Consider the following 11,778-nt stretch of genomic DNA (forward strand, 5'->3'; position numbering starts at 1 on the left):
GACCTAAAATTTGAAATTCTCACGTGCTTAGATGGTATCTCATTTGAGATAATTACCTTGTTGATTTGAGAGGTGATTATGAAATATTTAGCTGAAGTTCTGAAGGAAGCTGGTGGTCTTTTGTTGGTTGTTAATTCTTTATCAACGAAAACACAATGTTTTTTGTTTGGTGTTTTTTACTTATATTACCTATTAGAGTTCACATCTCTTTTAGCTACGTTTACTGCATGAAATTAGAGGATTTTCAGTATTAAGACGCAGTATTGTATGTGCTGTTTTTTTCGTTATACTCGTGCTAAGTAATACTGATTTTATGCTTGTGGTATTTGACCCTTGCGTGGTTTGTTCCTCTTCTAAAGGAAGGACTGTATATGCATATCTATCTCAAAATATTCTTCACATGTCTGACACTTGCTGCGGTCATACTTACATTATTACCTGAGGACAAAGATGATCTATTATGTAAATCAGCCACTGAACATTGGCGTTACACTCAGAAGAATTATGCGCTTTCTACTGATAAGTCAGGTGCAGCTAAAGCAACTATAAATGCTTTTAATAAAATGAAAGAAGTCTGCAAATAGACCTTCACCTTAGTAGGTGTTTTTAGTTACTGCGTCACTGTCATTTAACGCGGGCAAGTTGACTTAGTTCGAACATAGATTTAGGTACGAACGGTTCCAGATTTGGAGCCGTTCTTTGCTGTCGAGGCTTATGGCCAGTTTTACTGGCTCATAACACTCTCCGAATGAGTTCTTTTAAAACTATAAGATCAATGGCGTGTCAGTTTACTTGTCACTTTTATTTGAAATTACTTGGATTAACTTTGCTTGCTGGAGTGTTAATTCATGTAGTTCTTCCTGAATATGTACTAATCGTTTAATACCATCAGCACTGCTTTTTGTGTGCGCTAGAATTTTTCCTAAGCGACTCACAATTATGAAAAAACCAATAAGCACAGCCAAGCTTAAAATAAGTGAAATAATAGCCAAAAGATGCTCCTGTAGATTTTAAAAAATGTAGTACATATCGAGCTTTGTGTTAGTTCGACTATGCTGTGATTACGAACAGTCCTCCGACAATAGCATACTGTATACATTATTAAATGATATTGAACAAAACTTCGTTGTGAGTAGGCACTCGATTTACCATAACGGCACTTAGTGCGAACCTCAATTGAACCTGTTAGCTAGTGCGATTTTACGCACTCATCGCACTAGCTCTTCAAAATTCACTTTGCAATATCTGTAGTTATTTATGACTTGCTAAATTAGCAAAGACACTAACTCACAACTTTCCAAAGACGAGTTGTGTGAGAAGTGCGGCTAACAAAGTTCTGCCCCAAACCTTGCTAGACGGATAGCAAAAGAGGCTGATGATCAGCCTCTAATTTTCGGTGCGTACAACGAGTGTTATGTTCAATCGCATATATCACAATTTAATAGTATGATGTGACATAACATACTATTAAATAGAAATAAGATCATGATGATAAAACTTATTCCCGTAATTCCACTGTCAATATTATTAATCGGTTGTGGAAGTGATTCTTCCTCTGCTTCTCCTGACTCACCAACTGTTCCTCATGAACCACCAGAAGTAACTTTAAATGTCACAAAAAAAAATATTGTTTCAGGTGACATTATTCAGATCCAAGGAACTGATAGTTCTGGCTCTTGTGATTGGGCGGTAACATCTAGCCCTGAAGAAAGTTCACCTTTAATTACAGATTTAGGAAACTGCCAAGCTGAATTTAGTTCTGATACTACAGGCGTTTATGAGATAACGTTAAGTGGTGAAAATGAAGGCGGTCTAACTGCAGTATCAGACAATATAAATGTGGGCACTCTATTTAATAACATATACACCCAAGACGCTACGCTCAGTAAATTAGGTTCACCTTATATTATAAGAAGTGACAGGCCTCAGGTAGCCAATAATGTTGTCGTTACAATAGAGAAAGGCGTCACTATCATAGGCGAGACGATAAATACTTATGATGCTTTTTGGGAAATTGAAGGTGAGATTGTCGCTAATGGTACAGAAGAAAACCCGATCATCATCGAAAACGTTCATTTTAGTAGTATCAATAACAATGGTAAGGTTACATTCCATTCAGTTCACTACTCTGGCGCTATGGGATATATGAGTCGATTCGAACAAGAATTCTATGATAGTTATTTCTTAATTAACCATACATTCTCAGGAACGTTCAGTGGTAAAACATACCGAACAAAAATCGAGTCTACAAATCCTAGCTACGATATTACTATATCTGGTGATTTCGTTGATAACACGGTTATAGTTCCTGAATTTGTATGGGTTAGCAGTAGTAACATAACTATAAAAGGAAATGACTTTACAGACATAGGGAAGTTACGAGGAAATGTAAATGTAACTGGTACTATCGATGCAACCTTAAACTATTGGGGCACAACTACCCCCGAAGATATAGAGAAAAAAGTACATGATTCTAGAGATGATATAACCGTCAACTTTTTAATAAATACTGAACCATTCTTATATCAAAAAGGGGATGAAACACCGTAATAACCCTTTATACCTGTGATCATTGAAGATGCTTGATTTTTTTTAGAATCAGGATCAGTTTTGATAGTGTTCATGTAATTCACTCAATTCAAAAATTATTAAAGGAGGATGGTGTTGATTCTTATCCACTAGCCATTGGAATAAACCTTTCATACTAGTGTGTCCTTTTGGCAAACTAATCCCGAACTCAAGAAGGATTGAACCGATTCGATTCATACAAGCGGTGCGCTCTCTAATATACCCGTTACGAATTTTCCGAATAGTTGAGATAACCTGAGCTGACTCTGTTTTTGCCGAAGTGAACCTCATCGTTGGCCGCGAAGCTGCTTCCGCAATAGCATCAGCATCGATAAAATCATTTTTATTGGTTTTAACGTAAGGTTTTACATATTGAGGTGGGATTAGCTTGGCAGTATGACCAAACTCAGCACACTTTCGAGCAAGCCAATGAGATCCTCCACATGACTCCATAGCTATAATTACAGGCTCATGGAACGATAAGAACTCTAGTAATTTATGGCGAGTAAGCTTTTTCTTAAATAGCCGATGCCCAGCTTGGTAATGACCAACTAAATGAAAATAATTCTTACTTAAATCGATTCCGATAATGTGTGAATTATTCATTTGGTACTTTCCTTCAAAAACTAAACCAGTTCAAGTTTAGTTGTAGGGAGGGACGTACCATCTCATTAAGCTTGTTAGACGGATAGCAAAAGAGGCTGATAATCAGCCTCTAGTTCTTGGTACTTACAGCGTACCACATGGTAAATAAAACGAATGGCTATATCTGAATCTAGGTTCGCTTCGCACTAATCTCTATTAGAACTAAAACTAAACTTTAGTTGCATTTTTCATCGCTTCATTATGAAGCTCCTCAAAATCAAAATACATCGTGTAAACTTTTGAGTATTCTTGATGTTCGGAATGAATCCACTCGAAGTAACCGTCATTATCAGTTTTACTAAACTCTTCAAATTCAGAAGACCACTTATACACATAAGTAACCCCATCGCTTGGGTCTGTATTAGTTAAAGTTCCTAAATTGCTAGAAGAGCGCGATAAATACCATTCAGATACGCCATCATTATACGTAACTCGGTTCGGTAAATCTGTAAATACATAATGAATTGCCGTATATGTAATATCGTTACAGTTATTCACTTGGAAGGTAAAGTTACGCCACTGTTCCTGTTCACGAACTTCTACGATATTCTCATCGGAGCAATGTTTACTGTCGCCACTACTGCCACCACTACTGCCACCACAAGCTGACAATAGGCCGCAAAAAGACAGCAAAATTAATGCTTTAACTTTCATTTTTATAAAATCCTTACTACTCCAATATGATGAGCACAAGTTCATCATATAAAACTAGTTAAGTATACCCCCCCCCATAATAAACTAGTGTTTATTATGGTAAATAGTGACGTTAGGCATCAAAAACACGCACTACACCCCAAAAAAAAATGGGTAGTCATTATGCACAATATGGTAAATAGCCGACTTAGCACATCAAAATGCCCACCTGACGCATTCAAATCGCTCTAGGAGCGTTTTTAAGCACTTACTCTCACCAGTTTACCCAGAAATCGGGCTATAACTTTGTGACAGAACTAAGCACTGCTGAGTGAGAACTTTTACAGTATGATGCCCCAGTAGGGTTTATGTGAAAGGCTCATTTAAGAGTCTCTTTATTGTTCTAAGAAGCTTTTGTCCAAAAACATCACGACCTGATTTTTTACACGTGGCATTTTCTAGCTCAAAAATGCCCCAAAATGCGTTAGCCAGTAACCTTGCAACGACTACAATGATTTTCTTTTTCCATATATTTCCTCATGCTACATGTTGCTAATCTCGCATAGCTTGAAATTAGAATAATTGGGTTTTGAGTTAGAAAGCTAAATACGCATGAATCTGAAATATGGCTCTGGCTTTTTGGCTAGTTTTAGGTATTGAGTAAATTCACAGTTCTTCACCATGAGTTGGCTTTAGTGAATTATACGGATTATTTCCGCATTTTATGCTGAGTAAGTATGAGATAAATCTTACTTTATGAATAAATTTAGTTGTTTAGCTTGCTGTTACAAAAAGTGACTGGGAAGATAGACGGAAAGACTATACGGATTTTTTCCGTCTATTAAATTGTTAGCAGGCCAATTCCTTTTCTGTGTTTGTAACTGAACGTGGTGTGTAAAGCGGTTGGCATTTTAGTCTTGAACTGGCGGAAAAATCGGTGCAGGCTAACCGGTAAGTTGGTCAATTAAAATCATCAATCACTTTAAGTAAAGAGGCAACGGAATGTCAGTCACACAATGCAAAAGGAGTTCGCACAGTTTGTTCATTCATCAAATAATTCAGGCAGTTGCACGCTATGCGGCTGCTAACAAGCCAATCAACTTCGCCACTGCGTGGCCTGACGCAAACTCGCTGGCAGTCCCTGCCAAAGCGCGTGTTCGCGCAGGTTATTCGGGGCGTTAGCCGTTCAGCACCAAATTCAACAATGGAATTCACCATGAATAATAGAAGTACTTACCTCTTACCAATGTTTTTTATAATCATTTCAGGGTGCTCTTCCACGCCCAAATTACCGCTCATTAGCGATGATGAAGCATTCAAGTATGAAAAAAGATATTTAGCTGAATATGAACAGTTAAAAAATGATTTTTCTGATCAATCTGTAATCAAATGGGTTCAACCTGCAAATAAAAAGCCCCCCTGTAAGGTATATGTTGGCGTTTCAAAAGGTGATGACAGAACTCTAGATCCTAATTATAAAATATATTGGGATGGGGACTGTAAAAATGGATATGCCAACGGCTTAGGCAGAGAGTTTGAGCGAGCAACTGTTTTGAATATGGAGGCTTTGGCAATATATAAAGGTAAAGAAGAAGAACCGGAATATTTTATTCAAACAGACCAGTTAGATAACAAAACTCAAGAAGGTGATATTAGTAATGGGTATTTTGTTGAAACAACAATTAATGAAGATAATTTCAATTTTGATATTAATTATCAATATGGTTTTTTTGGTTCCAAGGAAATACAATATAGGTTAATCACCATGAAGTCACCATTTAACGATAATATTCTCCAGTATAAACAATATCCGAATTTTTCTTATGTTCTTTATGATATGTCGAATAATGAGTTTGAGCAAAATAAATATAATTTCTTTATGAACTATAAGGGAAAGGCAAATGGCTTTGGGTTTTCCACACCAAAATCTGGTGCAACAGCTTCAGGTGAAATGAGCAATGGCAGTATGGTAAGGCGAGTACAGTTACCTAACAGCTACTTTCTAAAAATAGGTTCAGTACAAAGTGAAATAAATGATGCTGGGGTAAAAGCTCTTAATGCACAGAAATATGCTCTAAAAGTAAAAAAACAATACATGAATCGGATTTGTAAAGAATCAAAGTCAGTCGATTTTATGGATGATAAAGAATATAAGAATATATGCAATGACTCATCTGAGATAAAGATAAAAATAGATGAAAAATTGGCACAAATAAATATTCTAAAGCAACAAAAAAGAGAGCAGCAGCGCCAATATGAGTTATTGATTGCTAAACAAAAACAAGCCGAGGCTGAAAGGAATCAAGAAGCTTGGAATAGCATTAATCAATCATTAAAAGAATTGGGGGACAATATACGAAAGAACACACCAAAAACGACATACACTAACTGTAATGGGACGTATGGTGGTGTGAATTGTACTTCAACAACGTATTAAATTGACTATGTGTATAACTATAGAAGAATGGAAGTTCATTAACACCTTTGCCCCTTGGTTCTCAGCCATAGGGACATTTCTGGCTGTTTGTGTTTCGCTATATATTTCATATTCAACACGAAAAATTGCTCTAACTGTTTCTTCTGGAATTTTTATTTTTAATGAAAATGGAGCTGATGAAGAGTATTTAGCAATAAATATCACAAATACTGGATATAGAACAGTATTTTTAAATAGCCTTATGTGTATTTCATTTCAAGTAGGGCTGTTTAAAAAAACGAATATTGGCATTGGACATAAATATATTGACCTCAATAAATCCTCAAGTTTTCCATGTAAGCTTGGTGAAAATGAAACAGCGAGCATGTTCTTAAAAATTAATAATGGTGATATAAATTGGCTACAGAACTTTAAGAAAGAATATCTTCATAAGTATTCACTATCGACATTAAGAATTGTTGTATATCCAAATGTTGGCAAGCCATTTAAGGTGAAACCAGATAAAACCATTATGAAGGAACTTACATCACCTTAGTTTCAAAAATACGGCTAACAAGTTGCTGCACGCGGACTCCGTAAGCTGTCGCGGTTTTTGCAAAAAAACGCAAAAACACACGCCAACTTACTCCGCCGGTGAGCAAGGCGTTATTTTTCCCATACACCAACTAATCCGTAATTTACTAAATTAGTCAAATCGGTAACTCAAAATTGTCCAATTATGAGTTAGTGGGTAGCGAAAAACGTTAAGTTTATTCAGATGCTATATTTCAGAGCTGTAAGTAACTTTCTTACGGGTTTTTTATGGTTGATTTTTATGCAACCTTTTACTGCAATGTTATGCAACTTTTCATTGCAAAATGGATTGTAAGTTATTGATTGTTTATTTTTGTTATGCAAGCTTCTGATGCAAACATCACTATTGATGTTTGCAACATAAGTCGATACAAGCATCACTATCTAAATATCACTTATCAATAACTACCTCTTAAATATATCGCAAAAGCAGGCTGGTACTAAATAGTGCTACTAATTATGCTCTATCTTTCACCATTCAACTGGCATTTTTGTGATTAAATTCAGCCTAAGCTATTTTTTCAAAAAGCATACGATGCATTACGAAGCAATACGGCAGCTGGTGGTGCTCAACCAAATCTTAATGTAGATACAGTATCAAGCACTGTGGTTCCTATTCCACCAATACATGAACAAAACCGCATCGTAGCCAAAGTCGATGAACTCATGACTATCTGCGATCAACTCAAAACCAAATTGAGCGAATCTCAACAAACCCAACTGCATTTAACCGATGCGATTGTTGAGCAGGCGGTATAGTCAGGTTTGTGTGGCTTGCAAAGCGAATTTAATAAACCTGCTTAGATCAACTGCTCCCATTAAGAGAGTTTGACTCTTTTTGATGGGATGGCTCTGGGCAGGTTGCCAAAATTTCACGATGACCGGTTTCTTTTACTTCTTCTAAAATGACATTAAATCCCCATAAGCGATGGAGATGTTTCATCACTTCAGGATAGTTACTGTTCAATGGAACTCTATCTTGTGGGATGTGCTGTAAAATTAATGAACGATCGCCTCTTACGTTGACATTCCAGACTTGGATATTCGGCTCTAGATTACTTAGGTTATATTGTGAGGCCAGTTTTTCTCGAATGGCTTGGTAGCCGCCTTCGTTGTGAATGGCGCTGACTTGGATATAGTTGCGTCTATCATCATCAAGTACTGAAAATAATTTAAATTCGCGGATTAATTTAGGTGAAAGATATTGGCTAATGAAGCTTTCATCTTTGAAGTTATGCATGGCAAAGTGCACGGCATCTAACCAATCCGTTCCTGCTAATTCAGGAAACCATTCTTTATCTTCCTCGGTCGGGTGTTCGCAGATGCGGCGGATGTCTTGAAACATGGCAAAGCCTAATGCATAGGGGTTTATACCGTTGTAGTAAGGGCTATTGTAATTGGGTTGTGCGACCACATTGGTGTGGTTATGCAAAAACTCTAAAATGAATTTATCTTCAACTAAACCTTCATCGTATAAGTGATTTAAGATGGTGTAATGCCAAAATGTAGCCCAACCTTCATTCATCACTTGGGTTTGTTTTTGCGGATAAAAATATTGGCTGACTTTACGCACAATGCGAACAATTTCACGCTGCCACGGTTCTAATAATGGGGCATGTTTTTCTATAAAATAGAGGATGTTTTCTTGTGGCTCGCTGGGGAACCGTGATTCTTCGGTGTCTTTTTCTGAATGTGAGTGAGGCACAGTGCGCCATAGTTCATTCACTTGGGATTGTAAGTAGGCTTCACGATCTTCTTGGCGTGCTTTTTCTTCTAGAATGGATATTTTTTCAGGGCGTTTGTATCTGTCCACACCGTAGTTCATTAATGCATGACAAGAATCCAGCATTTTTTCAACGTCTTCGACACCATACTTTTCTTCACATTCAGTAATATAGGTGCGAGCGAAAAGCAGATAATCGATGATTGAGCTGGCATCGGTCCATGATTGGAAGAGGTAGTTGCCTTTGAAAAATGAATTGTGGCCATAACAAGCGTGCGCCATGACTAACGCTTGCATCGTGATGGTATTTTCTTCCATTAAATAGGCGATACAAGGATCGGAGTTGATGACGATTTCATAAGCCAGTCCCATGTGACCGTGTTTGTAATTTTGCTCGGTTTGGATGAATTTTTTGCCGAACGACCAATGATGATAATTAATTGGCATGCCAACACTGGAATAGGCATCCATCATTTGTTCGGCGGTGATCACTTCGATCTGGTTTTCATAAGTGTCTAATCGATAATGTTTAGCAATTCGCTTAATTTCGGTGTGGTATTGCTCTAGCAGATCAAAAGTCCAGTCTGGCCCAGTGGATAATGTTTTTCTGGCTGTGTTCGCTTGAGTGTCTGACGACGTTGACGATGTCATGTTATCCATAATTCAGTCCTCATGCTCGTTAAAATGGCTCGTTAAAATAGATTGTTGGCTAAAACAGGTTGCTTGTTAGAATGAATTGATTGTTAAAGTGAGCTGGTTTGCTTTTGAAATAGTTCACGGAAAATAGGGAAAATGTCTTCCACGGAACGGATGTTTTTCATGGCAAAATTATCGGAATGCTCAGCCATTTTTTCATACTCAGTCCAAAGTGATTGGTGTGATCGTTTAGTGATTTCGATATATGAATAATATTGGCAGTAAGGCAGAAGTTGTTTTTCTAATAGCTCTTTGCAGCGTGGAGAATCGTCAGCCCAGTTATCTCCATCTGAAGCTTGCGCGGCGTAAATATTCCATTCATTGGTTGGAAAACGATCTTTGATAATATCGCCCATCATTTTTAAGGCGCTGGATACAATCGTTCCGCCGGTTTCTTGTGAATAGAAAAATTCATGTTCATCCACTTCTTTGGCTTGGGTGTGATGACGTATAAAGATCACTTCAACGTTTTGGTAAGTGCGAGTTAAAAATAAATACAGTAAAACATAAAATCGCTTGGCAATATCTTTGGTCGCTTGATCCATGGAACCTGATACGTCCATTAGGCAAAACATCACCGCTTGGCTTGATGGAATAGGGCGACGCTCATAGTTTTTAAAGCGCAAATCAAAGGTATCGATAAAAGGCACGCTGGCTATTTTTTTGCGCAGCTCTTCAATTTCTAGCTTTATTTGATTTTCTTCTAATGGCCTTGCTGGTTCAGACATGAGAATGTCATCTAGCATGGATTCTAATTCCGCTATTTTTCTACGTTTAGAGGCGCTCATGGCGGTACGACGCGCGAGAGATTGTTGCAAAGAACGAACAATAGCCAAGTTGCCGGGAACGCCAGAAGTTTGATAGCCTGCGCGATGAGTTTCCCATTCTGTGATTTTATTGATTTGATTCTTCTTCAGATTAGGTAAGGCAAGGTCTTCGAATAAAATATCGAGGTATTCATCTTTGGATATTTGGAAGATAAAATCGTCTTGACCTTCTCCATCTTGGCTTGCTTCACCTTTTCCAGATCCTGAACCACCACCGTTAGCTGGCGGGCGATCAATTTTATCTCCTGTGATGAATTGATCATTTCCGGGGTGAACGCGTTCTTTAATCCCCCCTTTTCCTTGATGAAAAAAAGGCTCATTGAGATCTTTGGATGGAATAGCAATATCTTCACCTGTTTGAGTATTGGTGATAGAGCGTTGCTTTACCGCCTCAGATACGGACTTCTTAATTTGCTCTTTATTACGGCGAATAAACCGTTGGCGATTGACGGTACTTTTGTTTTTTCCGTTCAATCGTCTATCAATAAATTGTGCCATAGTCTTCCCCTAGAACTTTACGTCGCCCTTAAGACTCACATGTCGCCATGTATAGACCACACGTGAGGACTAACGTTAATCTATACTTGAAATATTATGATGACTTACGCACACGTAGATACCATTCTGCTAGTAAACGAACTTGTTTTTTGGTGTAACCTTTTTCCATCATACGTGCGACAAAGTTGTCGTGTTTCTTCTGATCGTCTTGAGAGGTTTTGGCGTTAAAGGAAATAACGGGTAATAGCTCTTCGGTATTGGAGAACATTTTTTTCTCAATAACGGTGCGCAGTTTTTCATAACTGGTCCAAGCTGGATTTTGACCATTATTGTTTGCGCGAGCACGAAGGACAAAGTTGACAATTTCGTTTCGAAAATCTTTTGGATTACTAATACCAGCGGTTTTTTCGATTTTTTCCAGTTCATCATTAAGTGCGGAACGGTCAAATAATTGTCCGGTTTCAGGATCACGATATTCTTGGTCTTGTATCCAAAAGTCGGCATAAGTGACATAGCGGTCAAAAATGTTTTGTCCATATTCTGAGTAAGACTCTAAGTAGGCAGTTTGAATTTCTTTACCGATAAATTCAACATATTTAGGGACTAGATAGCCTTTGAGAAACTCTAAATATTTGTCTGCTGTTTCTTGTGGGAATTGCTCACGCTCGACTTGTTTTTCAATGACATAGAAAAGGTGAACCGGGTTGGCAGCAACCTCACTTTGATCAAAGTTGAACACGCGAGATAGAATCTTAAACGCGAAACGAGTTGAAAGCCCAGACATACCTTCATCTACGCCAGCATAGTCTCGATACTCTTGATAGCTTTTGGCTTTAGGATCGGTATCTTTTAATGTTTCACCATCATAAACGCGCATTTTTGAATATAAAGACGAATTTTCTGACTCTTTTAAGCGCGATAGAATTGTGAACTGAGCGAGTAATTCTAATGTGTTTGGTGAGCAAGGCGCTTTGTTTAACTCACTATGAGTAAGCAATTTTTGGTAAATTTTGATTTCTTCAGATGATCGTAGACAGTAGGGTACTTTCACAATATAAACCCGATCTAAAAAAGCCTCGTTGTTTTTATTATTACGGAATGTTTGCCACTCTGATTCATTCGAGTGCGCTAAGATCATTCCATCAAACGGTAAGGCGGAAAGCCCTTCAGTACCGTTA

General features: G+C 37.7%; 11 protein-coding genes and 1 pseudogene. 6 read left to right on the forward strand and 6 right to left on the reverse strand.

Annotated features, from left to right (window positions below):
• The first annotated feature begins 371 nt into the window (after positions 1-371).
• Entirely contained in the window at positions 372-584 is a 213-nt protein-coding gene (locus FH976_RS14390; protein ID WP_194091512.1) for a hypothetical protein, read from the forward strand.
• Between the two features lie 204 nt (positions 585-788).
• Here the strand turns inward: FH976_RS14390 and FH976_RS14395 are convergent, their stop codons facing one another.
• Complete coding sequence (locus FH976_RS14395) at positions 789-992, reverse strand: hypothetical protein (RefSeq protein ID WP_194091513.1); 204 nt, start codon at positions 990-992, stop codon at positions 789-791.
• Positions 993-1,485: 493 nt separating this feature from the next.
• On the opposite strand from FH976_RS14395, the gene FH976_RS14400 reads away from it, so the two are divergent.
• Entirely contained in the window at positions 1,486-2,550 is a 1,065-nt protein-coding gene (locus tag FH976_RS14400) for a hypothetical protein (protein ID WP_194091514.1), read from the forward strand.
• A 63-nt stretch (positions 2,551-2,613) separates the two neighbouring features.
• Here the strand turns inward: FH976_RS14400 and FH976_RS14405 are convergent.
• Together FH976_RS14405 and FH976_RS14410 are read right to left on the reverse strand one after the other, a co-directional pair.
• Positions 2,614-3,174 (reverse strand): annotated as a pseudogene (locus FH976_RS14405) (IS110 family RNA-guided transposase); the annotation flags it as partial.
• Between the two features lie 207 nt (positions 3,175-3,381).
• Entirely contained in the window at positions 3,382-3,867 is a 486-nt protein-coding gene (locus FH976_RS14410) for a hypothetical protein (protein ID WP_194091515.1), read from the reverse strand.
• A gap of 981 nt (positions 3,868-4,848) precedes the next feature.
• On the opposite strand from FH976_RS14410, the gene FH976_RS14415 reads away from it, so the two are divergent.
• The 4 genes from FH976_RS14415 (at position 4,849) to FH976_RS14430 (ending at position 7,615) form a co-directional block, all read left to right on the forward strand.
• Positions 4,849-5,028: a hypothetical protein gene (locus FH976_RS14415; RefSeq protein ID WP_194091516.1), complete on the forward strand. Its 180-nt coding sequence runs from the start codon at positions 4,849-4,851 to the stop codon at positions 5,026-5,028.
• A 34-nt stretch (positions 5,029-5,062) separates the two neighbouring features.
• Positions 5,063-6,283 (forward strand): hypothetical protein, encoded by a 1,221-nt coding sequence (locus tag FH976_RS14420; protein WP_194091517.1) that lies wholly within the window; start codon positions 5,063-5,065, stop codon positions 6,281-6,283.
• 7 nt (positions 6,284-6,290) lie between these two features.
• Positions 6,291-6,818, forward strand: coding sequence for a hypothetical protein (locus FH976_RS14425; protein ID WP_194091518.1), 528 nt, complete (start codon positions 6,291-6,293; stop codon positions 6,816-6,818).
• A 539-nt stretch (positions 6,819-7,357) separates the two neighbouring features.
• Positions 7,358-7,615 carry a restriction endonuclease subunit S gene (locus FH976_RS14430; protein WP_194091521.1) on the forward strand — a complete coding sequence of 86 codons (258 nt, stop codon included), beginning with the start codon at positions 7,358-7,360 and terminating at the stop codon, positions 7,613-7,615.
• Positions 7,616-7,661: 46 nt separating this feature from the next.
• Here the strand turns inward: FH976_RS14430 and FH976_RS14435 are convergent, their stop codons facing one another.
• From FH976_RS14435 to FH976_RS14445, 3 genes are all read right to left on the reverse strand, one after another.
• Positions 7,662-9,239 carry a SpoVR family protein gene (locus FH976_RS14435; RefSeq protein ID WP_324187440.1) on the reverse strand — a complete coding sequence of 526 codons (1,578 nt, stop codon included), beginning with the start codon at positions 9,237-9,239 and terminating at the stop codon, positions 7,662-7,664.
• Between the two features lie 83 nt (positions 9,240-9,322).
• Entirely contained in the window at positions 9,323-10,600 is a 1,278-nt protein-coding gene (locus FH976_RS14440; RefSeq protein ID WP_194091519.1) for a YeaH/YhbH family protein, read from the reverse strand.
• A gap of 94 nt (positions 10,601-10,694) precedes the next feature.
• On the reverse strand, positions 10,695-11,778 hold a 1,084-nt coding region (locus FH976_RS14445; RefSeq protein WP_194091520.1), incomplete at its 5' end, for a PrkA family serine protein kinase.

Origin of the sequence: Vibrio hibernica, from assembly GCF_015223435.1 — a bacterium.
GTDB lineage: Bacteria > Pseudomonadota > Gammaproteobacteria > Enterobacterales > Vibrionaceae > Vibrio > Vibrio hibernica.